Origin of the sequence: Micromonospora sp. WMMD734 (assembly GCF_049178975.1) — a bacterium.
Lineage (GTDB): Bacteria > Actinomycetota > Actinomycetes > Mycobacteriales > Micromonosporaceae > Micromonospora > Micromonospora wenchangensis.
In genome coordinates, this window is the sequence record NZ_JBMHMK010000001.1 from 5,831,540 (window position 1) to 5,854,071 (window position 22,532).

Annotated in this window: 23 protein-coding genes; 12 read left to right on the top strand and 11 right to left on the bottom strand. The window is 71.1% G+C overall.

All coding sequences use genetic code 11. The features are described 5' to 3' along the window. Positions 1-8: 8 nt before the first annotated feature. Entirely contained in the window at positions 9-1,649 is a 1,641-nt protein-coding gene (locus tag ACN267_RS25335) for a cation acetate symporter (protein WP_204958290.1), read from the bottom strand. 1 nt (position 1,650) lies between these two features. After that, positions 1,651-2,046 (bottom strand): hypothetical protein, encoded by a 396-nt coding sequence (locus ACN267_RS25340; RefSeq protein ID WP_204958915.1) that lies wholly within the window; start codon positions 2,044-2,046, stop codon positions 1,651-1,653. Between the two features lie 276 nt (positions 2,047-2,322). Between ACN267_RS25340 and ACN267_RS25345 the strand changes: the two genes are divergently transcribed. Then, entirely contained in the window at positions 2,323-3,708 is a 1,386-nt protein-coding gene (locus ACN267_RS25345; protein WP_421489790.1) for a hypothetical protein, read from the top strand. A 205-nt stretch (positions 3,709-3,913) separates the two neighbouring features. Beyond that, on the top strand, positions 3,914-5,995 hold the full coding sequence (locus ACN267_RS25350) for a choice-of-anchor D domain-containing protein (protein ID WP_421489791.1): 2,082 nt from the start codon (positions 3,914-3,916) through the stop codon (positions 5,993-5,995). Between the two features lie 160 nt (positions 5,996-6,155). Here the strand turns inward: ACN267_RS25350 and ACN267_RS25355 are convergent, their stop codons facing one another. The 4 genes from ACN267_RS25355 to ACN267_RS25370 all read right to left on the bottom strand — a co-directional run bounded on the left by ACN267_RS25355 (position 6,156) and on the right by ACN267_RS25370 (position 10,899). Then, the gene (locus tag ACN267_RS25355) at positions 6,156-6,917 is read right to left on the bottom strand and encodes a LytR/AlgR family response regulator transcription factor (RefSeq protein WP_281903321.1); all 762 of its coding nucleotides are present in this window, start codon (positions 6,915-6,917) and stop codon (positions 6,156-6,158) included. Positions 6,918-6,934: 17 nt separating this feature from the next. Next, complete coding sequence (locus tag ACN267_RS25360) at positions 6,935-8,158, bottom strand: sensor histidine kinase (RefSeq protein ID WP_204958287.1); 1,224 nt, start codon at positions 8,156-8,158, stop codon at positions 6,935-6,937. Between the two features lie 40 nt (positions 8,159-8,198). Next, positions 8,199-9,710, bottom strand: coding sequence for a sugar transferase (locus ACN267_RS25365; RefSeq protein ID WP_204958286.1), 1,512 nt, complete (start codon positions 9,708-9,710; stop codon positions 8,199-8,201). A gap of 328 nt (positions 9,711-10,038) precedes the next feature. Continuing rightward, on the bottom strand, positions 10,039-10,899 hold the full coding sequence (locus ACN267_RS25370; protein WP_088643573.1) for an Fpg/Nei family DNA glycosylase: 861 nt from the start codon (positions 10,897-10,899) through the stop codon (positions 10,039-10,041). A gap of 24 nt (positions 10,900-10,923) precedes the next feature. Here ACN267_RS25370 and ACN267_RS25375 point away from each other — a divergent pair, with 24 nt between their 5' ends. The 3 genes from ACN267_RS25375 to ACN267_RS25385 all read left to right on the top strand — a co-directional run bounded on the left by ACN267_RS25375 (position 10,924) and on the right by ACN267_RS25385 (position 12,951). After that, positions 10,924-12,198, top strand: a complete 1,275-nt coding sequence (locus tag ACN267_RS25375; protein WP_421489792.1) for a glycosyltransferase — start codon at positions 10,924-10,926, stop codon at positions 12,196-12,198. Between the two features lie 79 nt (positions 12,199-12,277). Beyond that, positions 12,278-12,562 carry a type II toxin-antitoxin system Phd/YefM family antitoxin gene (locus ACN267_RS25380; protein ID WP_067306508.1) on the top strand — a complete coding sequence of 95 codons (285 nt, stop codon included), beginning with the start codon at positions 12,278-12,280 and terminating at the stop codon, positions 12,560-12,562. Further along, positions 12,559-12,951 (top strand): type II toxin-antitoxin system VapC family toxin, encoded by a 393-nt coding sequence (locus ACN267_RS25385; RefSeq protein ID WP_145922393.1) that lies wholly within the window; start codon positions 12,559-12,561, stop codon positions 12,949-12,951. Before ACN267_RS25380 ends, ACN267_RS25385 begins: the two co-directional genes overlap by 4 nt. Positions 12,952-12,965: 14 nt before the next feature. On the opposite strand, the gene ACN267_RS25390 is transcribed toward ACN267_RS25385, so the two are convergent. From ACN267_RS25390 to ACN267_RS25400, 3 genes are read right to left on the bottom strand one after another with little or no spacing between them, the layout of a single operon-like run. Beyond that, positions 12,966-14,165, bottom strand: coding sequence for a helix-turn-helix domain-containing protein (locus ACN267_RS25390; protein ID WP_421489793.1), 1,200 nt, complete (start codon positions 14,163-14,165; stop codon positions 12,966-12,968). Continuing rightward, positions 14,152-14,322 (bottom strand): hypothetical protein, encoded by a 171-nt coding sequence (locus ACN267_RS25395; RefSeq protein WP_421489794.1) that lies wholly within the window; start codon positions 14,320-14,322, stop codon positions 14,152-14,154. Before ACN267_RS25395 ends, ACN267_RS25390 begins: the two co-directional genes overlap by 14 nt. After that, entirely contained in the window at positions 14,319-14,543 is a 225-nt protein-coding gene (locus ACN267_RS25400; protein WP_421489795.1) for a hypothetical protein, read from the bottom strand. The genes ACN267_RS25395 and ACN267_RS25400 overlap by 4 nt, the downstream gene beginning before the upstream one ends. A 274-nt stretch (positions 14,544-14,817) precedes the next feature. Between ACN267_RS25400 and ACN267_RS25405 the strand changes: the two genes are divergently transcribed. The 3 genes from ACN267_RS25405 (at position 14,818) to ACN267_RS25415 (ending at position 17,078) form a co-directional block, all read left to right on the top strand. Then, entirely contained in the window at positions 14,818-14,988 is a 171-nt protein-coding gene (locus tag ACN267_RS25405; RefSeq protein ID WP_421489796.1) for a DNA-binding protein, read from the top strand. A 227-nt stretch (positions 14,989-15,215) separates the two neighbouring features. Continuing rightward, a protein-coding gene (locus tag ACN267_RS25410; protein WP_421487888.1) for an IS3 family transposase occupies positions 15,216-16,657 on the top strand; the annotation gives its coding sequence in 2 pieces (ribosomal slippage) (positions 15,216-15,588 and positions 15,588-16,657; 1,443 coding nt in all). A 151-nt stretch (positions 16,658-16,808) separates the two neighbouring features. Then, positions 16,809-17,078, top strand: coding sequence for a DUF397 domain-containing protein (locus tag ACN267_RS25415; RefSeq protein WP_421490495.1), 270 nt, complete (start codon positions 16,809-16,811; stop codon positions 17,076-17,078). Here ACN267_RS25415 and ACN267_RS25420 read toward each other — a convergent pair. Next, complete coding sequence (locus ACN267_RS25420; RefSeq protein ID WP_421489797.1) at positions 17,062-17,622, bottom strand: hypothetical protein; 561 nt, start codon at positions 17,620-17,622, stop codon at positions 17,062-17,064. The genes ACN267_RS25415 and ACN267_RS25420 overlap by 17 nt on opposite strands. A 148-nt stretch (positions 17,623-17,770) precedes the next feature. Here ACN267_RS25420 and ACN267_RS25425 point away from each other — a divergent pair, with 148 nt between their 5' ends. Further along, a complete protein-coding gene (locus tag ACN267_RS25425) occupies positions 17,771-17,965 on the top strand; it encodes a DUF397 domain-containing protein (protein WP_421489798.1) in 195 nt (64 codons plus the stop codon). 406 nt (positions 17,966-18,371) lie between these two features. On the opposite strand, the gene ACN267_RS25430 is transcribed toward ACN267_RS25425, so the two are convergent. Then, positions 18,372-18,863 (bottom strand): MarR family winged helix-turn-helix transcriptional regulator, encoded by a 492-nt coding sequence (locus ACN267_RS25430; RefSeq protein WP_421489799.1) that lies wholly within the window; start codon positions 18,861-18,863, stop codon positions 18,372-18,374. Between the two features lie 157 nt (positions 18,864-19,020). On the opposite strand from ACN267_RS25430, the gene ACN267_RS25435 reads away from it, so the two are divergent. The 3 genes from ACN267_RS25435 to ACN267_RS25445 all read left to right on the top strand — a co-directional run bounded on the left by ACN267_RS25435 (position 19,021) and on the right by ACN267_RS25445 (position 22,466). After that, positions 19,021-20,874 (top strand): DEAD/DEAH box helicase, encoded by a 1,854-nt coding sequence (locus ACN267_RS25435; RefSeq protein ID WP_421489800.1) that lies wholly within the window; start codon positions 19,021-19,023, stop codon positions 20,872-20,874. After that, complete coding sequence (locus ACN267_RS25440) at positions 20,871-21,434, top strand: SWIM zinc finger family protein (RefSeq protein WP_421489801.1); 564 nt, start codon at positions 20,871-20,873, stop codon at positions 21,432-21,434. Before ACN267_RS25435 ends, ACN267_RS25440 begins: the two co-directional genes overlap by 4 nt. Positions 21,435-21,752: 318 nt before the next feature. After that, on the top strand, positions 21,753-22,466 hold the full coding sequence (locus ACN267_RS25445; RefSeq protein WP_421489802.1) for a hypothetical protein: 714 nt from the start codon (positions 21,753-21,755) through the stop codon (positions 22,464-22,466). The last annotated feature ends 66 nt before the right edge of the window (positions 22,467-22,532 follow it).

Below are 22,532 nucleotides of genomic sequence, written 5' to 3' on the forward strand. Positions count from 1 at the left end.
ACGAACGGTCAGGAACGGAGCGACTCGGGGGCGTGCAGGCGGAGCATGGTGACCCCGACGTCGACCGGGGTGCGGCGGCGGGTCGCCATCGACACGGCGATCATCACGGTGAAGGCGAGCGGCACCGTCCACGCGGCCGGTTGGGTGGTGAGGGTGGCCGGCCATCCGGTCAGCGGCGGCCCGAGCACGGTGACCAGCACCGCGCCGATCGCCGCGCCCCCGCCGACCAGCACCCCGGCCGCCGCGCCGAGGTCGGTCAGCCCGCGCCACCAGATGCCGAGCACCAGCAGCGGGCAGAAGCTGGACGCGGCGACCGCGAAGGCCAGCCCGACCACCTGGGAGACGTCCAGCCCGGAGACGTTGAGCGCGAGCACCGCCGGCACCCCGCCGGCGATCACCGTGGCCAGCCGGAAGCCGCGTACCGAGCCGTGCCCCAGGACATCGGTGGAGATCACCCCGGCGACGCTGGTGAGCAGCCCGGACGAGGTGGACAGGAAGGCGGCGAACGCCCCGGCGGCGACCAGGGCGGAAAGCAGCCGCCCGGTGACGCCGTCGCCGAGCGCCGCCTCGGGCAGCAGCACCACCACCGCGTCGGTCTGCCCGCTGACCAGCAGTTGCGGGGTGTAGATCCGGCCGAGCACGCCGTACAGCGTGGGCAGCAGATAGAAGACGCCGACCATGGCCAGCACCACCAGGGTGGTCCGCCGGGCCGACGCGCCGTCGGGGTTGGTGTAGAAGCGCACCAGCACGTGCGGTAGTCCCATGGTGCCGAGGAAGGTCGCCAGGATCAGCGAGTAGGTGGCGAACAGACCCCGGTCGTCGTCCCCGGCGGCGCTGGGCAGCAGCCAGTCGGTGGCCCCGTTGGCGACCCCGGACACCTCGGGCACCGGGTCCCCGGCGGCGAAGCTCAGCTCGTCGCCAGGGCGTACCTCACGGATGGTGCCGTCGGGGAAGGTGAGGGCCGCGCGGTGCTCGACCACGACGGTGGTGGCGGTGCGGAACGCCGGTCCGTCGGGCGGGGTCACCGCCGGGCGGGCGTCGGCCTGCCACTGCAGGGCCAGGAAGATCGCGGGTACGGCGAGCGCCGTCAACTTCAGCCAGTATTGAAAAGCCTGCACGAAGGTGATCGCCCGCATCCCGCCCAACGCCACGTTGGCGGTGACCACCGCCGCGACCAGCAACGCCCCCACCGGGTACGGCGAGCCGGCGACCGTGGCCAGGGTCAGTCCGGCGCCCTGCAACTGCGGCACCAGGTAGAGCCAGCCGATGAAGATGACGAAGACGGTGGCCAGGGTACGCAGCCGGCGGGAACCGAGCCGCAGCTCGCAGAAGTCGGGCAGGGTGAACGCCCCGGACCGGCGCAGCGGCGCGGCGACGAACAGCAGGAGCGCCAGGTAGCCGGCGGCGAAACCGACCGGGTACCAGAGCACGTCGACGCCGTACTTGAGGATGAGTCCGGCGATGCCGAGGAAACTCGCCGCCGACAGGTACTCCCCGCCGATCGCGGCGGCGTTCCAGGTCGGACTGACCGTCCGGGACGCCACCAGGAAGTCGGAGGTGGTGCGGGCCAGGCGCAGTCCGTAGAAGCCGATGCCGACGGTGATCAGGGTGACCGCGACGATCGCCGGTACGACGTACCCGTTGCCCATCTCAGCGTTCCGGTCGTTGGACGAGGTCGACGAAGTCCTGTTCGTTGCGTTCGGCGAGCCACACGTACGCCCAGCCGACGACGATGAGGAAGGGGAACGAGACCACCCCGAGCAGCAGCCAGGGCAGGTTGACGCCGAGCACGGTGACCCGGCCGACCGGGGGCGCGATGGCGAACAGCCAGGGCAGCCCGCCCAACCCGACCAGCACCAGCAGGCTCAGCCGCAGGGCGAGGGTGAGCTGTGCCCGGACCAGGCCCCGGACCAGCGCCTCACCGACCCGGGTCTGTTGGGTCAGCTCGGTGCGGGTGTGGGCGGCCCGGGTGTCCCGGCGGGAGACACCGGCCAGCACGATCCGTACCCGCCCGGTCGACCGGGGGGCCGGCGGCCCCGGGTCCACCGGTGGCGGTTCGGGGTCGTGGTCGGCGGTCACCCGGGCAGTCTCGTCGGCCCCACCCGAATGTCAAGTGTCGTCCACCGGGGGTGTGGACAACCTGTGGACAAGGCGGACCGGCCTGTGGACGACGGTGGGCGACCCGGCGACCACCGTAGCGTTAAGTCTGATTCGTCCTCACCGGAACGTCACCAGGAGATCATCTGTAACGGCCTTGCCGGCATTGACCCAGGCCCCTACGCTGGGGCAGCCAATCCCTTTCTCATCGAACACGGGGTCTCTATGCGCAAAATTCGCACTCTCCTCGGCGTCGGTCTCGCCGGAGCATGTGCACTCGCCGTGGTGCCGGGTACGGCCTCCGCGGCTCCCGTCTCCGCGCCGCTGCAGAAGGCGGCGGCCCTCGACGACGTGACCGGCGCCTACTACCCGGTCTCCCCGGCCCGGCTGCTGGACACCCGCGACGGCACCGGCGCCCCGGTCGGCAAGATCGGCGCCGGCAAGAAGGTCGACCTCCAGGTCGCCGGCCGTGGTGGCGTACCGGCCAGCGGCGTCGGCGCGGTCGTGCTGAACGTGACCGTCACCGGTCCCAGCGCCGCCAGCTTCCTCACCGCCTACCCGACGGGCGAGTCCCGCCCCACCGCCTCCTCGGTGAACTTCGCCAAGGGCTGGCTGGGCTCCAACAACGTCACCGTGAAGCTCGGCTCCGGTGGCAAGGTCTCGGTCTACAACAACAGCGGCTCGACCGACGTGATCGTCGACGTGGTCGGCTTCTACGCGGGCGACAACAGCCTCACCAACCGCGCCGGCGGCCAGTACGAGTGGTACCTGCCGGAGCGCATGTGGGACAGCCGGGAGGACCCGGAGGGCAAGCCCCCGGCCGGTCAGGTGCTGGAATACTCGCTCAACTTCGGCCCCGACTACAACCCGCACGTCAAGTCGTTCGTCTTCAACGTCACCGCGGTGTCGCCGGCCAAGTCCGGCTTCCTCACCGCGTGGTCCGGCAGTGGCGCCCGCCCGGCCGCCTCGACGGTGAACTACCTCGCCGGCAAGAACGTGCCGAACCTGACCTTCGTGCAGACCACCCCGTGCACCGGCACCGAGCAGTACAACTGGTGCACCGCTGGTGCGCCGAAGTTCAGCATCTACACCTCGCAGTCGGCGCACGTCCTGGTCGACCTGGTCGGCGTGGTCGACGACGGCGAGTCCTCGTACGGCATGCGGTTCGCCCCGCTGAGCCCGACCCGGATCGTGGACAGCCGCTCCAACCTGGGCATCTCCGGCGCCATCCCGGCCAACGGCACCCGCAAGGTGACCGCCCCGGAGGCGCTGGTCACGCCCGACACCGAGGTGCTGGCGATGAACGTCACCGCCGTCACCCCGACCAACAACACGGTCATCACCACCTGGCCGGCCGACTTCGACGGCATCGGCAAGCCCGCCACCAGCAACCTGAACCCGTACGCGGGCCAGGTCGTCTCCAACGGCGTGCTCGGTGTCATCGGCCCGAACTACGCGTTCAACGTCAACAACCTGTCCGGCAGCACGCACCTGGTCGCCGACGTGGTGGGCACGTTCTACTACCCGCCGGCGTCCACGGCCAAGTCGGCCACGTCGCTCAAGGGCGGCAAGGCCAAGCCGAGCGCGGTCCCGGCCGCGAACCGGCGCTGACCGACAGTCGCCACGACGGCTGACCATCGGCCGTCACCCGGAGCGCCCCGACCCACCCGGTCGGGGCGCTCCCGCGTTTTCCGGCGGTGAATGCTTCCATCGATATGGCCTTGCCGCTCGTGATCACCGCCCATAGTGTGTGGTCCACAATCACTCTTCCTTCTTCACGGGGTAATGCATGCGCATTTTTCGCGCCCTACTCGGCATGAGCATTGCCGGGACCTGTGTGCTGGCCGTACTGCCGGGGGTGGCGCTGGCCGCGCCCACCGCGCCGTACACGGTCCTCACCGTCGACGTCGGTGACCAGACCGGCGGCTATCCGATCTACCGCTCCGACGTCTTCGACCGTGACAACTCCACCGTCTCCGTGGTCCCACAGAGCAACGACCGGCTGGCCTTCGAGACCAACCGGGCCGGCTCCTACGTGCGGCTCACCATCCAGCCGCCGGCCGGCGAGCAGTGGACCGCCGGTCAGACCTACCAGGCGACCTGGCAGGGCGACGGCGGCACCGCCGCCATGGACCTGGCCTCGGACGGGCGCGGCTGCGGCCACGTCACCGGGTGGATCAAGGTCCGGCAGGTCGAGCGGGACGGCGACACCGGTCTGGTCGACGCCTTCGCCGCCGCCTACGAGTACAGCTGCCGGGACAGCCTCTACTACACCGGCACGGTCAGCGGCGAGCTGCGCTGGAACTCGTCGGTGGACTACGTGGTCGCGCACGGCGAGCCCAACCCGGTGAGCTTCAACTACCAGGAGCTGGCGGTGCCCAGCGCGGCCAGGACGGTGACCTTCCGGGCCGTCGGCAGCGCCCCGATCACCTTCGGGGTGGCCAGCCTCGGCGGCCCGACGCCCGAGGCGTTCGCGCTGCTCGGCTCGAACTGCACCGGCCGGACGTTGGCTCCGGGCCAGACCTGCACGGTCTCGGTCGCGGCCAACCCGACCAGGGAGGGGGTGCAGCAGGCGAGCCTGCTGCTCGCCGACGACAGCGCCTCCGGCACCCGCCGGGTGCAGTTGGCCGTGGAGGGCTTCCGGGGCGTCACCGGCAGCTACTACCCACTGGCACCGAAGCGGCTGATGGACACCCGGTCCGGGTTGGGCGCGGCCAAGGCCAAGATCGGCCCGGGTAAGAAGGTCGACCTCCAGGTCACCGGGCGGGGTGGGGTGCCGAGCAGCGGTGTCGGCTCCGTCGTGCTGAACGTGACTGTCGTCGGCCCGACGGCGGGGAGCTTCCTGACCCTCTACCCCGCCGGTCAGAGCCGTCCGACCGCCTCCTCGATCAACTTTGCGAAGTCGTGGCTCGGCTCGAACAGCGTCACCGTCAAGGTGGGCTCCGGCGGCAAGGTGTCGGTCTACAACCACGCCGGTTCCACGGACGTCGTGGTCGACGTGGCGGGCGTCTGGGCGGGGAACAACTCGCTCTCCAGCCGGGGGCAGGGCGGCCAGTACCAGTGGATCAAGCCGTACCGCCTCTACGACACCCGGGAGGAGGGCGGTCCCCTGAAGGCCGACTACATCATGTGGAGTTGGCTCAGCTTCGGTGACCTCAACACCCACGTCAAGGCGCTGGTCGTCAACATCACCGCCGTCTCGCCCCGCAAGGCCGGCTACCTGACGGCCTGGAACGGGCAGGGTGACGTGCCGAGCGCGTCCACGGTCAACTATCCGGCCGGCAAGGTGGTGCCGAACCTCGCCATCGTGGAGACGGTCGAGTGCACCGAGTGCGGCGGACGGCGGGCCCCGCAGTTCTCGATCTACACCTCGCAGACCACCCACCTGGTGGTCGACGTGGTGGGTGTGATCGACGACGGCACCGTCCCGGACGGCCTGCGGTTCACCCCGATGTCGCCGACCCGGATCGCGGACAGCCGGATCGGCCAGGGCCTGCCGAGCGTCCTCGGGCCGACCGCCGTCGGCAAGGTCACCGCACCGGCGAGCATGCTGACCCCCAGCACGCAGGTGCTCGCGATGAACGTCACCGCGGTCACCCCGACCAGCAACACCGTGCTCACGGTGTGGCCGGCCGACTCGGCGATGACCCGGCCCACGGCGAGCAACCTCAACCCGGCCGCCGGGCAGACCGTCTCCAACGCGGTGCTGGGCATCCTCGGTCCGACCCAGGGCTTCAACGTCTACAACCACTCGGGTAACACCCATGTGGTCGCCGACGTGGTCGGCACGCTCTGGGTCTACCCGGGTACGGCCGCCCCACCCACGGGCCGGGCCACGTCCCCCGGCGGCAGGCTCAAGGTGATCGACTCCGGCGTGGGCGCCCCCTCCCCACGCTGACCGTCACCAACGACGAAGGGCGTCCCGGCCTCGGCCGGGGCGCCCTTCACCGTTCCCGCGCCAGGGGGCCGATGTTGCGGCATCCGGGCACCCGGTCACCGCAACATCGCCGACATTGCGACGATCATGACGGCCAGCGCGCCGGCAGCGCGCACCCGGCTCAGCGGTTCCAGTCCTGTTTGGCGGCGCGGACCAGCTTGTCCTTCAGCTCCCGGGTGTGCCGGCGACTCACCGGCAACTCGGCGGCGTCGATCAGCACCACGTACCCTGAGTTGACCAGGCGCAGCTCCGCGATCAGCCGCAACTGCACCAGGTACGACCGGTGGATGCGGACGAAACCCGCGTCCGCCCAGCGTTCGGCGAGGGTGGCCAGCGACACCCGGACCAGGTGCGACCCGTCGGCGGTGTGCAGCCGGGCGTAGTCGCCCTGCGCCTCGACCCAGCGCACCGCCGAGCGGGGCAGCATCCGGGTCGTCCCGGCCAGCTCCACCGGGATCGTCGGGTCCTCCTCGGCACGGGCCAACGCCGCCGGGTGCGACGGCACCACCCGGGAGCCCATCACCCGGCGCAGCGACTCGGACAGCCGTTCGGCGCGTACCGGCTTGCGGACGTAGTCGGTCGCGCCCAGGTCGAACGCGTCGACCGCCCCGTCGTCGTACGCGGTGACGAAGACGATCGCGGGCGGCCTGGCGAACCGGCGCAGCACCCGGGCCAGTTCCATGCCGTCCAGGCCGGGCATCCGGATGTCGAGGAAGACCACGTCGACGTCGGTGTCCCGCAGCACCCGCAGCGCCTCGGTGGCGTCACCGGCCGTGTGCAGCCGGGCCACCCGGGGATCGGCCCGCAGGTGGTACGCCAACTCGTCGAGCGCCGGTGGCTCGTCGTCGACGGCCAGCACCCGCAGGAACCCGGAGGCGTTCACCGCGCCGCCCCGCTCGTTCACGCGCCGGCCCGTACGCCGGGGTGGAACTTCGGGATCCGCAGGCTCACCTTCGTACCCGAACCGGGGCCCGTCTCGACGACCAGGCCGAACCCGTCGCCGAACACCGAGCGGAGCCGCTCGTCGACGTTGGAGAGGCCGACGTGCTGGCCCGGGTCGTCGGTCGGGTCGCTGCCGGCCCTGCTCAGCTCGGCGATCCCCGCGGTCAGCGTGGCCGGGTCCATCCCCACTCCGTCGTCCTCCACAGTGATGTGACACTCGGCACCCGCGTCCCGGGCCTCGATGCTCACCATGCCGGTACCGGGCTTGCGCGACAACCCGTGCCGTACCGCGTTCTCCACAAGCGGTTGCAGGCACAGGAACGGCAGGGTCACCGGCAGCACCTCCGGGGCGACCTGCAACCGCACCTGCAACCGGTCACCGAACCGGGCCCGTTCGATGGTCAGGTAGCGATCGATGGAACGCAACTCCTCGGCGAGGGTGGTGAACTCCCCGTGCGCCCGGAAGGAGTACCTGGTGAACTCGGCGAACTCCAGGATCAGCTCCCGGGCCCGCTCCGGGTCGGTGCGCACGAACGACCCGATCGCGGTCAGCGCGTTGTAGATGAAGTGCGGGCTGATCTGCGCCCGCAACGCCCGGATCTCGGCGCGGGCCAGCCGCTCCCGCGACGAGTCCAGCTCGGCCAGCGAGAGCTGGTTGCCGGCCCAGTGGGCGGTCTCCAGGGTGGCCTGCACCAGGCCCGGCGCGGGCGGCCCGTCGGCCACCGCGACCAGCGCCCCGACCACCCGGCCGTCGGCCGACAGCGGCGCCACCACCGCCCCCCGGACCAGGCAGTCCACCCGGTCGCAGTGCAGCTCCGACTCGCCCAGCACCGTCGACCGGCCGGTCTCGGCCACCCGCCGGGCCGCCGCGAGCAGTTGCCCGCCGTGGTGTCCGCCGCGCCCGTCGAGGGCGAGCAGCGTGTCGGCGTCCGTCAACGCCAGCCCGGCCGCCCCCACCAGGGCCCGCAGATGGCGTACGGCCTTCGCCGCGCCCGCCGGGTGCAGCCCGGTACGCAGCGGCTCGGCGGCCAGCCCGGCGGTGTGCAGCACCTCGTAGGTGGCCCGCTGGGTGGCGGTGGCGATACCCCGTCGACCGCGTAGCCGCAGCGCCGCCCAGAGCGCGGCGGCGAGCGCGGTCACCAGCGAGACGACGCCGACCACGGCGGAGAGGTTGCCACCCACCCCGCGATCCTGGCCTGTCCGGCCCGCCACGCCAAGGGGTTCAGTACGCGCCCTTGCGGGCCAGCACCACACCGACCGTGCGCCACAGGATGCTCAGGTCGTACGCCAGCGACCAGTTGTCGACGTAGTAGAGGTCGAGCCGGACCGCCTCGTCCCAGGACAGGTCGGAACGGCCGGACACCTGCCACAGCCCGGTCATCCCCGGCCGGACCAGCAGCCGCCGCCGCACGTCGCCGAGGAAGTCGCCGTCATCGGCGGGCAGCGGACGCGGCCCCACCAGCGACATCTCCCCCCACAGCACGTTGATCAGCTGGGGCAGCTCGTCCAGCGAGGAGGCCCGCAGGAAGCGGCCCACCGGGAACACCCGGGGGTCCTGCTTCATCTTGAACAGCATGCCGTCGGTCTCGTTCTGGTCGACCAGGCCGGCCAGCCGTTCTTCGGCGTTGACGTACATGGTGCGGAACTTCCACACCCGGAAGGTCCGCCCCTCGTGGCCCACCCGGGGCTGGCGGAAGAAGACCGGCCCGGGGTCGGACAGCCGGATGGCCAGCCCGATGGCGAGGAAGACCGGGACGAGCAGCAGCAGGCCCAGCCCGGCGGCGATCCGGTCCATCAGGTTCTTGGCCAGCAGCGCCGGCCCGGACAGGGTCGGCTCCTCCACGTGCAGCAGCGGCAAACCCTCGATCGGGCGGATGTGCACCCGGGGGCCGGCGATGTCGGTGAGCTGCGGGGCGACCACCAGGTCGACGCCGGAGCCCTCCAGTTGCCAGGCCAGCCGGCGCAGCTCACCCGGTTCGGCGCTGGCCGAGCCGCAGACCGCGATGGTGTCCCCGCCGACCTCCCGCACCAGGGCCAGTACGTCCCGGCCGGCGTACACCGGGACGGGGGTCTGGATGCCCCGGGCGGCGGCGTACCCGTCGGTGATGTGGATGGCCACCGGCACCAGGCCGGCGCTCGGGTTGCGGGTGACCGCCGTGTAGACCTCCAGGCACTCCGGCAGGGTGCCCACCAGCACCATCCGGTGCCCGGCGTGCCCGGCCCGCCCCCGGATGCGGTGCAGCACGAACCGCGCGGTGATCCGGAAGAGGAGCACCAGCACCAACGCCCCGGCCAGGGCGAAACCCACCGTGTAACGCGAGAGGTCGGTCTTGGTGGCGAAGGCGACGAACGACACGGTCGCGGTGACCGCGACACCACCCCGGATGACCCGCTTGTACTCCTCCGGCCCGAGGCCGAGGTAACGCCTGTCGTAGGCCCGGTTGCCCCAGAGCGCCACCAGCCAGCCGAGCGGCACCAGCAGGAAGACCACCGTGTAGAACCAGGTCGGGTCCGCCTGCGCGTTGTAGAAGCCGGCCCGTGCCTGACCGAACGCCTCCTGGGCGATCCAGTCGGCCAGCACCACGGCGGCGAAGTCGAGCAGCAGCAGCGCCGCCGTGTACGGGCGGTGCCAGCGGGACACCCGACGTCGGGCGCGGGCCCAGGCCGACCGGGGCACCCCGTTGTGTGACGGCGGTGTCGGCGGCTGGATCTCGAAGCTGTCGACGTGCCGCACGAGTTTGCTCCGGCCTGTGTTGGTTACCGGGCGCTGGAGGCTTGTCGTCACCTCAACCCATGTCCTCCCGCATGACTCGCGCCGCTCACTCGCCGTGAGGGGCCCGGGTCGCCCACCGTTCCAGTCTCCCACGCTGGCAGCGGGTCAAACGCGGAGCCGGGGGGCTTTGCGTCTGGGGTCGCCAACGGGGAACCGGCCGACTTCACGTCAGTTTTCGAAGCCGGGGACCGAGCCACTATACCGATGGACGGCCACCGGGGTAGAGCGCGGACGGGGACGTTCCGCGCGCCAGGGACGATACCTCTCCGTAACAATGGCGCGGTGTGACTCACCGTACGAGACGGGACAACCGACGGTCAGCGAGCGGTTTGCCCCCGGTCTGGCAGGTCGGGCAGTACTGGAGGCTGGAGTCGGCGAACGAGACTTCCCGGACGGTGTCGCCACAGACCGGGCAGGGCAGCCCGGTGCGGGCGTGCACCTTCAACCCGGACCGCTTCTCGCCCTTCAGCTCCGCCGCCCGGTGCCCGGCCGAGCGGCGTACCGCGTCGCCCAGCACCGTCCGGGTCGCGGCGTGCAGGGTGGCGAGCTGGTCGTCGGTGAGCCGGTCGGTGATCGCGAACGGGGACAGCTTCGCCGCGTGCAGGATCTCGTCGGAGTACGCGTTGCCGACCCCGGCGAGCACCGCCTGGTCGGTCAGCACCCCCTTGACCTGCCCCCGTCGGCTGCGCAGCCGTTCGGTGAAGGTGGCCAGGTCGGCGTCGAGCGCGTCCGGCCCGAGCTTGGCGACCCCGGGGACCTGTGCCGGGTCGGTCACCAGGTAGGCGGCGAGCTTCTTCTGGGTGCCCGCCTCGGTGAGGTCGAACCCGGAGCCGTCGTCGAGGCGTACCCGTAGGGCGATCGGGCCCTTGCCGGGGCGCAGCGGGGTGGTGGACGGGAACGCCTCCCGGTAGTGCAGCCAGCCGGCGCGGGCCAGGTGCACCACCAGGTGCAGGTCACCGTCGAAGATCACGTCGAGGAACTTGCCGTGCCGCCGGGCGTCGGCCACCGCCCGGCCCGACACCGCCGTGGGCGCCGGGTCGTACGTCTTCAGGGCGCTGATCGCGGCGACCTCGACCCGGTCGACGCGTCGCCCCACGGCACGCTCACGCAGGTACCCCGCGAGCGCCTCCACCTCCGGTAGTTCGGGCACGAGCCAACGGTAGCCTTCTTTCCCGTGAGAATCGTGGTGGCGCACAACCGGTACCGGGAAGCCCAGCCGTCGGGTGAGAACACGATGGTCGACTCGGAGATCGGGCAGCTCACCGCGGCCGGGGTCGAGGTGCTGCCGTTCATCCGCAGCTCCGACGAGATCCCGTCGATGCCGAAGTCGGCCAAGGCGCTGCTGCCGATCTCACCGATCTACGCCCCGCGTGCCCAGCAGGAGCTGTCCCGGCTGCTCACCGAGCACCGGCCGGACGTGCTGCACCTGCACAACCCGTACCCCCTGCTCTCGCCCTGGGTGGTGCGGACCGCGCACAAACATGGCGTGCCGGTGGTGCAGACGGTGCACAACTACCGGCAGGTCTGCTCGTCGGGGATCTACTTCCGCGACGGCGTCATCTGCCAGGACTGCAAGGGCCGGGCGTTGGCGGTGCCGTCGATCGTGCACCGCTGCTACCGGGACTCGCGGGCGCAGAGCGCGTTGATGGCGGCCACCCTGGCCGTGCACCGGGGCACCTGGCGTTCGGTGGACCGGTTCATCGCGCTCACCTCGGCCATCGCCGACCATCTGACCGACTACGGCATCCCGGCCGAGCGGATCGTGGTCAAGCCGAACGCGGTACCCGACCCGGGCGCACCCACCCCGCTCGGCGAGGGCTTCCTCTATCTGGCCCGGCTGACCCCGGAGAAGGGCGTCGACCTGCTGTTGGACGCCTGGCGGCGGCACCCGGTGGGCAGCCTCGGCACGCTGCGGGTGGCCGGTGACGGCGAGCTGCGTCCGCTGGTCGAGGCCGCCGCCGCCGAGCGTGCCGACGTCGTCTACCTGGGCCAGCTCGACCGGGCCGGGGTACGCGCCGCCGTGGAGGCGAGCGCCGTGGTGATCGCCGCCTCGATGTGGCACGACGTGCTGCCCACCGTGATCATCGAGGCGTTGGCCAGTGGCCGGCCGGTGCTCGGCACCGCGCTCGGCGGCATCCCGTACCTGGTCGGCGCGGACGTCCCGCACGAGCCCGCCGGCACCGGCCCGGCGGCTGTCGCCTCGGCGGTCGCCGGTCACGCCCCGCCGCCGGCCGGTCCGCCGGCGGTCCCGGCCGGCCTGCTCGGCGGCACCGCCGGCTGGGTGGTCCCGCCGGACCCGGCCGCGTTGGCCGCCGCGCTCCCGGTCGCGCGGGCCGGTGCCGCGCTGCTCTCCGCCCCGGCCCGGCTGCGGTACGAGCAGACGTTCCACCCCGACGTGGTCCTCAAGCGGCACCTGGCCATCTACGCCTCCCTCACCCGCGCCAACTGACTCCGATCGCGCGGCGTGCAGGCAAGCGGCCAGCCGTGTAGGTACAATGATGGCGTTGTCGGCACAAGGGAGGCGTGTTGTGAGCACCGTTTCCGTGCGTGAGTTCTCCTACAACCCCAGCGCGATGTTCGCCCGGGTCGAGCGAGGCGAGTCGATCGAGGTAACGCGGCACGGCAGCGTGATCGCCGTCCTGCTGCCGGGTTCAGGGACACTCGGCAGATACGCGTCCCTGGTGGCCAAAGGCGTGATCCGTCTCAAGGCGACCACCACGAGCGACCTCGACCGGCTACCTCGTTACGACGTGCCGCCCGATGTATCGCCTCTCGATCTGCTCCTGGCCGACCGTGAGGCCGATGATCGGTGATCTACCTCGACTCGTCCGCCTTGATCACGCTGCTCTCCGGCCGCACCTACGCGACGCAGCTGAAGGAGTTTCTGGCAGACCGGGCCGGCATGCCGATGGCGACCAGCTCTGTCGGGTTCGTCGAGACGGTACGCACCCTCGACCGGATCGGAGACTATCCGGATGCCATGCAGATGCTGGCTCGTAACTTCACCGAGATCCTGTTGACCGAGGAGGTCCGGGATTCCGCAGCCGCGCTTCCTACCGGGATCCGGACGTTGGACGCATTGCACGTGGCAAGCGCTCAGATCCTGGGCGATGCGCTCGACGTGCTGGTCACATACGACAAGCGGATGGCGGACATCGCCGCCTCGGTGGGCCTGCCGGTCGCGGCTCCCGGTACTGATTAGCCAGCCTACACTGGTCAGGTCACCCCGAGGGCGGCGGCGAGCGTGACGATCGTGGCCGGGGCGTGTGGGGTGCGGGCCACCTGGGCGAGCACCTCCCGGGCGGCTGGCCGGTGGCGTACCTCGGCGGGGGCGATCCGGTCGGCGTCGGCGAGCACCCGGCCGGCGTTGGCCGGGTCGTCGGCCTGGAGGTAGGCGCGGGCCGCGTCGATCAGGTGCGCCGCCCGGTGTTCCAGTGGCAGCCACCGCCAGGCGTCCCGCCGGGTCGTCCGCTCGTGCCAGGCCACCGCCTCGCCGGCATCGCCCAGGTCGAGGGCAGCGACGGTACGGGCGAGGTCCACCGCCGTCGGCCCGAACGCCGTCCGGTGGTGGTCGTGGCCCTCGCCGACCTGCGCGGCCATCCCGGCGGCCTCGTCGAGGAGGTCGGCGACGGCGCGGTTGTCGCCCTGGCGGGCCGCCCCCAGCGCGGCCTGCACGAGCAGGGTTCCGCACAGCGACAACTCGCCGGGGCCACCGTCGTCGGGGCCGAGCAGGGCGATCCGGTACGCGCCAGCGAGCGCCGCCGACTGCGCCGCACGTGCCCGCCCCGACGCGCGGAACACCTGGCCGAGCTGCACCGTGGCGGCGGCGACCAGCAGGGGATCGCCGGCCCCGGTGGCCATCGCCCGGTCGGCGGCCAGCCAGCCCAGATCGGCCTCGCCGAGCTTCACCAGCAGCGCGGCGGTGAGCCGGTACACCTCCACCAGCAGCGGCCGGTTCGACTCGTGATCGTCGGCGGAGATCCGCTGCGCGCCGGCCAGCAGACCCGGCAGCACGTCGACCACCTGCGGGTACCTGGCGTACTGGAACTGCACCCAGGCGTGCCCGACGTCGCGCGCCACCCGGCCGGCCGGCACCGCCGGGCGGGTCGCCGGTCGACCGAGCGCGATCTCGTACGTCGACAGGGCCTCCCGGATCCGCTCCACCCCTTCGATCCGGGCGGTCGTCGTGGCGGGCCGGGCGTCCCGGCCGAGCAGCACGGCGGTGTCGATCCGCAGCACGGCGGCGATGTCCCGCAACGTCGACACCTTGTCCAGCGACCGGACACCCCGCTCTATCTTGTCCACCCAGGATTTCGACCGGCCGAGCCGGTCCGCGAACACCTGCTGCGACAGTTTCCGCCGCGCCCGCCAGTACGCCACCCGCCGGCCGACCGGCAGCAGCTCACTGCTGTCCACGACGCCACCGCCGGTCCGGTACCGCCCGGGTGGTTTCCTCGGCCGGTACCCGCTCCGCCTCGGCCTGGGCGAGAATCCGTTGCCGGGCCGCCTCGCGTTCCGCCGCCTGGATCTGCTCGCCCCGGTCGTCGTGGTCGGGCCCGCGTCGGGCCGTCACGACCAGCACCCCGCCCGGTATTCCCCTGCCAGGGTCAGCAGCGGCCGTTCCGGCAGGTCGGGCACCCGCGCTACCCCTGTCACCCGGTACGCCGCGACGCGCTCGGCGTGGTTCGTCGCCGGCCGGAGACGGTCGAGCGGGTTCACCCGCCGCCGCCCGAACGGCCACCAGCACCGCACCAGCAGACCGGAGTACGCCGGATTTTTCGCATGCCGAGCCATGGATCCTCCCACAACTTCCGGAGACAGGACGGGTTCCGCCACGGAGTGCCGTGAGTGGCCAGAGTGCCCGACTACCGCCCACTCAGAAGACCCGATCCGGCACCCCCTGTCAAGTATGGAAGGGGGTCGACTGGCTTCGTATCACCAGCTGGAAGCTCATAACGGTGATGCAGCTGGGACTTCCAAGTTGGGAAGGGGGCATAATCAGGATGCTTCGATAGTGGGCTGGCGGCGGAGGCTATACGGAAGCGCGGAGCTTCAGGAGCGCTTGGGGGTGTCGCGCGTCCGTATCGTCCAGCTCACCAGCCGCGCCGACTTCCCGGAGCCGTTCGACCGGTTGGCCGGCGGGGCGGTATGGCTCGTGGAGGACGTGGAAGCTTGGATCACCAAGCACCAGCCATGGAAAGCTCGGGGCGCGGACGAACCGCCGCCGCCGGAGATGTAAGCGGCCCAAACCCGTGGGCCGAAGCAGCGGTATCCCGGCGCGGTCGACACCCCAAGTTCGCCCCAAGTGAGTTGATCAAGGTAGGCGTGGCAAGTGATGCGTCACCAGGTCTTACTCCTCAGCGAGTCCGCCCTCCGGCGGAACCTCGGCCCTGTCTGTCAGGGTGAGTTGAGGCCAGCGGTTCATAGCAAGTCCGCCGGACAGGGCGAGTTCAGGATTGAGAAGCGTTGAATGCTGCTGTAGACGTTGTGACGGCCCAGGATGGGGTCATGAGTCGCAAGAAGGGCCCGCGTTCGGAAGGGCCGCGTGCCCGCCGGTCGTTCACCCCGGGGCAGAAGCTGGAACTCCTCGCCGGTTACGAGCAGGCCGTCGCGGCTGGTGAGGGCGGAGCGTTCCTGCGGCGGGAGGGCTTGTACTCGTCGTTGATGTCGGAGTGGCGCCGGGCCCGTGACGCCGGCCTGTTGCAGGGCAAGCCGGCCGGTGAGACGGTCGGGAGGCCGTCGGCGGAGCAGGCGGAGATCGCCCGGCTGCGGCGGGAACTGGCGCAGGCGCAGGCGAAGCTGGCGCGGACCGAGACGGCGTTGACGATCATGGGAAAAGCACGAGAGCTCTTGGAGGACATCTCCAGGAGCGATCCGGACGGTCCGGACGTGTTCGGGCTCGGCAAGCGCTGATGGCCGCGTACCGGGAGTTGACCAGCACCGGCACCACGACCCGGGCCGCGGCGGCGATGACCGGGATCGCCCGGTCCAGCGCGGAGCGGGACCGGCGCCGGCCGACACCATCGCGGCCGGCTCGGCGGACGCCTGCGAACGCGCTCACCCCGAGCGAGCGCGGGCAGGTGCTGCGGCTGTTGAACAGCCCGGAGTTCGTCGACGCCGCCCCGGCTCAGATCTACGCGGCGCTGCTGGACCAGGGCGTCTACGTGGGCTCGATCGCCACCATGTACCGGCTCCTACGCGAAAACAAGCAGGTTCGCGAGCGTCGCCGGCAGGCCCGGCACCCAGCCAGGCAGCGTCCCGAGCTGATCGCCGACCGGCCGGGGCAGGTCTACACCTGGGACATCACGAAACTCGCCGGACCGGTCAAGGGCGTCTACTACGACGCCTACGTAATGATCGACATCTACTCCCGGTACATCGTCGGGGTCCGCGTGCACGCCCGCGAGTCCGGTCCGCTCGCCGAGTCGATGATGCGCGAAGTGTTCGGCGCCCACGGTGTCCCGCACGTCGTGCACGCCGACCGGGGCACCTCGATGACCTCGAAGTCGGTCGCTGACCTCCTCGAAGACCTCCAGGTGACCCGCTCGCACTCCCGGCCGAAGACCTCCAACGACAACCCGTACAGCGAGGCCTGGTTCAAGACGTTGAAGTACGCGCCGGTCTTCCCGCACCGATTCGCGTCCCTGGCCCAGGCACGGGCGTTCATGGCCGAGTTCGTGACCTGGTACAACCACGCCCACCGGCACTCCGGGATCGGGTTGCACACCCCCGCAGACGTCCACCACGGCCGCCACCACGCCGTCCGCGCCAACCGCCAGGACACCCTCGCCACCGCGCGGGCGGCGCACCCGGAACGATTCGGCACCACCCGACCCCTACCCAAGATCCTCGACCTGCCCAACCAGGTCTGGATCAACAAACCCGAACCGGAACGACAGGCCGCTTAACTCCCGCTGGCCTCAATCCCTTGACACGTTCCGCGGCGACCGCGTGACGATACGTGCTTATCTGCCCCATCTCGCCGCGCTCGCCGACCGCTCGAACGTCACGATCCACAACGGTGGCGCGTGTGTCGAGGTGGCCGACCTGCGCAACGGGGTGGCCGTTCGGGACAGCAAGGACAAGGCCGGCCCCACCCTCGCCTTCGACCCACGGCTGGCGCACCTTTCGACTCCCTCAAGAGCAACTGACGCCACCCGTCGTACCGAATGCGGTAGTGACCTGGCCCCGGCCCTCGTTTCGCACGATGGTGGCTCGTCGGCCATGACCGGCGACGTTCATGAGCGCGGATCCCTCGCGTGCCAGGGGCGCGGGTTGATCAGTACGGCCGGCCTCCGAGAGGGTCAGGGGGCTACCCGTTCCAGCTGACGCCCCAGTACGCGGTGACCTTTCGGAGGTCGCCGCCGTACCTGCTCGCGCCTTCCCGCTGCCAACCACAGTCGATCAGGCGGATCGATACGGCCCGCTGCTGGGGGTAGCCGAAGACGATCGCATGTTCGACAGTCCCACCGAGTAGACACATCTCATCCTGGGGCGGGTCGGTGGGCAGGCTATTCAGGTACGCGGAAAGTTCGTTGACGCGCTCGGTGATCCTCCGGCTGGCATCCAGCCGTAGCGGTATGGCGCTGTCGTGCCGATACGTGCAGAGGAGCATCTCGGTAGCCGTTGCCGGTACCAGATCAGCCGCGCCGCCAGACGGCGAGGAGCGCTCGTCCCAGGCGTCCGGGCAGCGGGCGGGGCCTTCCTCGGTGTTGTCCGTGGACGCTGGCTGAGCCTGTGCGTGTGCCGGTCCCTCTTGACCGCGCAGCAGAGCAAGGGCCCCGCCGAGGCAGACCACGGCCAGCGCCGACGCGGCTATCGCGAGACGCCATCGCCCGAGCGGGTGTCCTGCGTCGTCGACCGTCCGCGCCACCCCGACAACCGCCCTTCACCGTTTCCTGTGCCGCTGACATGGTAGGTATCCCTGGCCTGGCACTCGGAAAACAACAACCGAGGCCGTTCGTGTTGGGGGGCCCACCAAGAAGTATTCATGAAGTCGACGAATGGCGTTGGAGGCTGACATGACGAACCCGGACCTCACCGGCGCGGTGTGGCGGAAGTCCACCCGCAGCGACGGCAACGGTGGCGCGTGTGTCGAGGTGGCCCACCTGCGCAACGGGGTGGCCGTCCGGGACAGCAAGGACAGGACCGGCCCCACCCTGGCCTTCGACACCCACGGCTGGCGCACCTTCGTCGACTCCCTGAAGCACAACTGACGCCGCCCGTCGTACCGACTGCGGCAGTGACCTGCCCCGGCCCCCGTCGCGGAAACCGGGGCAGGCTGCTTTCCCACCTCGTTTAGGCTCGACGGTGGGCTGGTATGCACCGGAACCATCGCTGTCCGAGATCGAGGGCAGCCCGTTGCGCATCTGGCCTACCCCCGACGTCATGGGCTCTCTTCCCCCACACCCCGGTGATCAAGAGGTTTACGTCATCGGGAAGATCAAAGTTGACGCAAACCTCTTGATCATCCGGTGGATCCGAGCGGGAGAGGTGGCCTGCCGGGCGTGGGGAAGCTGACGCCGTAGGTGTTGGGTTGATGTAGCGGTAACCCGGTGGGGTCGATACCCCAACTTCGCCCCAAAAGAGTCGATCAAGGCGGGCGGGCGCGGCGCGGGGCGGTCAGGGGGCGGAGCGCAGGCGCTCGACTTCTGCCGCCGCGCTGACCTGGAAGACCTCGATGAACCGCAGCAGCGTGCGTAGCTCCTCGTCGTCGAAGGCGGCCAGGTCCTGGAAGGTCCGCGCGGTCAGGCCGGAGTAGTAGGCGTCGATCCGGTCGAGCCCTTCGGGGGTCGGTTCGATGAGGACGCGCCGCCGGTCGTTCGGGTCGGGTATGCGGCGGACGCAGCCGGCGTCGGCGAGCCGGTCGATCATCCGGGAGGCCGATCCGGGGGTGATGCCGACCTGTCGGGCGAGCACCCCGGCCGTGGTCGGGCCGTGCTGCTGCAACGCGTGCAGGCAGTGGAAGTCGCTCACCACCACACCCATCCGGCTTGCGACCAGGCTGTTGATCTGGATCAGGTGGGTGATCCAGTCCGGCAGCCGACGGACGACCTCCTCGGCGAGCGGGTCGGTGCCGGCCCGGTCTGCCTGACCCGTTTTCCGCGTGGTCATCGCGGAGCCGGCGCGTGGGGCATAATTCCTCCTATCGTTGCGCGGCGCAACTGTTGCGTCCCGCACTCATCATCGCACCCTCCCCGACCTAGGAGTGGGTCTTGCCCCGTTGTTCGCCGAACCGACGCCCCGACCGACCCCGACGAGGGGCTGAACGATGACCGACCTGCCCGGCACACTCCAGGCGACCTTCGTCCCCGCCGAGAACGCGATCGCCTGGTGGGGCGTCACACCGCTGACCGGGGCGATCCGTGCCCACGGCCTGCCCGAAGGCCGCCCCGGCGTCTGCCGGCTGGCCCTGCCGGTGGCCGGCCGGATCACCGTGACCAGCGTCCCGGTGCAGTTGGCAGAGCTGGACGAGGCGCTGCCGGCCCTGCGTACGCTCGACCCGGGTGCGACGGTCGGCGAGTCCGTCCGGGCGTGGCGGGACGCGGCCGGCCTGTCGCCGGGTGACGCCGAGGGCTACGCCACGCTGGGCAAACAGATGCCGGTGGCGGCCCATGCCGTGGTCAACGACGACGGCACCGCCATCACCGCCGCGTCCGCCCTGCTGACCCGGTTCCGCCAGGCGGTGACCACCCGGGACGCCCTGCGCGGCACCGACATCCGGGCGACCCTGCGGCCGTACCAGATCGACGGGGTGGCCTGGCTCGCCGCCCGACCCGGGCTCGGGCACGGCGGCGTGCTCGCCGACGAGATGGGCCTGGGCAAGACCCTCCAGGCCATCTGCCTGCTCGCCACCCGCCGCTCGCCCGAACCGCACCTGGTGGTCTGCCCGACGTCCCTGGTCGGCAACTGGCGCAGGGAGATCGCCCGCTTCGCACCGGCCGTGCCGACGGTCAGCTACCACGGCGCGGGCCGTCGACTGCCTGACACCTACCGGCCGGGAACGGTGGTGATCACCAGCTATCCGGTGCTGCGCCGCGACGAACCGTTGACGGCCACCGACTGGGACGTGGTCGTCCTCGACGAGGCGCAGCAGATCAAGAACCCGGACGCGTTGGCCAGCCGGGCGGCGGCCCGCCTGTCCGCCCGCTCCCGGATCGCCATGACCGGCACGCCCGTGGAGAACCGGCTGGACGAACTCTGGTCCCTGCTGCACGTGACCAACCCCGGCCTGCTGGGCACCCGCGCCCGGTTCCGGCAGCGGTTCGTGACGCCGATCGAGCAGCGCCGCTCCGTCACCGCCGCCGCCGCCCTCGGCACCGTCGTCCGGCCGCACCTGCTGCGCCGTACGAAGGCCGAGGTGGCGACCGAACTGCCAGCCAAGCAGTACTCGACGACGATCTGCACCCTCACCGACGAGCAGGCCCGGCTCTACCGGGAGGCGGTGGACCGGGCGTTCGCCGACGGTCTGGGTGCCGGCATCGAACGCAGCGGACGGGTCCTGGCCCTGCTGACCTCGCTCAAGCAGATCTGCAACCATCCCGCCCAGTTCCTCCGGGACGGCCCCGCCCGGCCGGGGCGCTCCGGCAAGTTCGACCGGGCCACCGAGATGCTCGCCGAGATCGTCGAGGAGAACGACCGCGCGCTCGTCTTCACCCAGTACCGGGCCATGGGCGAGCTGCTCGCCGACCACCTGGCGGACAGCCTGGGAGCGGGTCCGGTCCCGTTCCTGCACGGTGGCCTCCCCGCCGCCCGGCGCGACGAACTCGTCCGGGCGTTCCAGGAGGACGACGACGCTTCCGGCGTGCTCCTGCTCAGTCTGCGGGCGACCGGCTTCGGCCTGAACCTCACCCGGGCCAGCCACGTCATGCACTACGACCGCTGGTGGAACCCCGCAGTCGAGGAACAGGCGACCGACCGGGCGCACCGGATCGGCCAACAACGCACCCTGAACGTCTACACCCTGGTCACCGGCGGCACCATCGAGGACCACATCGCCCGGCTGCACGACAGCAAACGGGGGCTCGCCGAGATCGTCTCCGGCGACGCCGAGGCGGCCCTGTCCCGGCTGTCCGACGACGAACTGCACGCGGTGCTCGACCTCGACCCGGGAGGCTCCCGTTGATCCCCGCCGAGTTCGGCGCGACCCCCTGGGGCCGCTCCTGGGTGCGTACGGTCGCCTCGACGGCCGCAGCCGGCCCCAACGCCCTGCTGCCGAGAGCGCGCAGTCTCGCCCGCAACCACGCGGTCACCCTGTCGGCCGACGGCGGTCGTCTCGAAGCCGACGTACGGGTGTCCGGCGTCGGCAACCGGGTCCGCCTGGTGCTGCCGCCCTGGCCGGCCGAAACCCGGGAGCAGGCGGAACGCCTGATCGCCACGGCGCTGGCGGACAACCGCGGGCTGGCCCCCGGTGACCTGCCGGACAGCCTGGACGGCGACTTCCGGCGGCACGGCATCAGCGTCGGTGTCGGGCTCGACGAGCTGGTGTCCGAATGCGACTGCCGGAGCCGACGCCGCCCCTGCCTGCACGTACTGGCCACGATCTATGCGTTGTCCCAGCTGGTCGACGAGCGGCCGGCACTCGCCGTCGAGTTGCGGATGTCGCCCGCCGCGCTCGCCCCGCCGCCGGACCCGGACTGGGTTCCGCTGGCCGACGTCGACCCGGCCAGCTTCTACGGCGGCTGACCCGGCCACCGGCACGACCGGGGGTGGTCCGCCGCCGGGCCACCCCTCCACCCCGCCACCCCGCCACCCCGTTGATCAAGAGCTTCGCGTCAGCTCTGATCTTCCAGGTGACGCAAAGCTCTTGATCAGCAGGGTGGTTGGGGCAGGGGAAGCCTTCTTGTCGCGTGTGCGGGTTGGGAGGGGTTGGTGGCCGGGTGGGCCGGAGGTCGGCGGTGTCCGGGAGCCGTCAGTCCTGGCTCTGGTGATGGCGGAACTTCCTCCCGTAGCCTGATGGGCCGTATCCACAGTGGATAGCGGAGCTGACCGGGAGTTTGACGCATGGTGACGGATGCCCACGATGGGCCGGTTCCGGAAGTGGCCGGAGGTGGGCAGCGGGTCCTCGATCTGCTGGACAAGGCGATCACCCTCCAGAGCCCCCTGGTGCGCAAGAACATAGCCCGCGCCCGCCAGCGCAACCCGGAGGCGACCCCCGCAGAGGTGATCCGCAACCTGGAGCGGATGTACGTCAGCGCCCTGACCGGGACGGGTGCCGCAGTGGGCGGAGCCGCAGCAGCGCCCGGCGTCGGCACGGGAGTCGCGCTGGCGCTGTCGGGAGGCGAGTTCCTCTCTTCGCTCCAGTTGAGCGCCCTCTTCGCGCTCTCCATCGCCGAGGTGCACGGCGTGCCCATCGACGAGGTCGAACGCCGCCGGACGATCGTCATGGGCATCATGCTCGGCGGCTCCGGCTCCGCCACCATCACCAAGATGGCTGAACGTACGGGGCAGCACTGGGGGCGGCTGATCGTCGGGCAGGTTCCCGGCGAGACGTTGCGCCAGATCAACAAGGTCCTGGGAAGGCACTTCATCACGAAGTACGGCACGAAACAGGGCATCATCGTTCTCGGTCGGGTGGCACCGTTCGGCGTCGGCGCGGTGATCGGCGGTGGTGCCAACGCCGCCCTGGCTGCCCTGGCCGTGCGGGCCGCCCGTCGTGCCTTCGGCCCACCCCCGACGTCCTGGCCGGGTGATACCGGCGCGGGGCCGGACATCTGAGCGGCCCAAAGCCGGTGGGCCGAAGTAACGGTGTCCCGGTCCGGTCGATGCCCCAACATCGCCCCA

Coding starts and splice junctions, on each gene's coding strand:
- ACN267_RS25335 (WP_204958290.1), bottom strand. CDS start 1,649: ATGGGCAACGGGTACGTCGTACCGGCGATCGTCGCGGTCACCCTGATC.
- ACN267_RS25430 (WP_421489799.1), bottom strand. CDS start 18,863: ATGACCACGCGGAAAACGGGTCAGGCAGACCGGGCCGGCACCGACCCG.
- ACN267_RS25445 (WP_421489802.1), top strand. CDS start 21,753: ATGGTGACGGATGCCCACGATGGGCCGGTTCCGGAAGTGGCCGGAGGT.
- ACN267_RS25435 (WP_421489800.1), top strand. CDS start 19,021: ATGACCGACCTGCCCGGCACACTCCAGGCGACCTTCGTCCCCGCCGAG.
- ACN267_RS25400 (WP_421489795.1), bottom strand. CDS start 14,543: ATGGCTCGGCATGCGAAAAATCCGGCGTACTCCGGTCTGCTGGTGCGG.
- ACN267_RS25350 (WP_421489791.1), top strand. CDS start 3,914: ATGAGCATTGCCGGGACCTGTGTGCTGGCCGTACTGCCGGGGGTGGCG.
- ACN267_RS25345 (WP_421489790.1), top strand. CDS start 2,323: ATGCGCAAAATTCGCACTCTCCTCGGCGTCGGTCTCGCCGGAGCATGT.
- ACN267_RS25425 (WP_421489798.1), top strand. CDS start 17,771: ATGACGAACCCGGACCTCACCGGCGCGGTGTGGCGGAAGTCCACCCGC.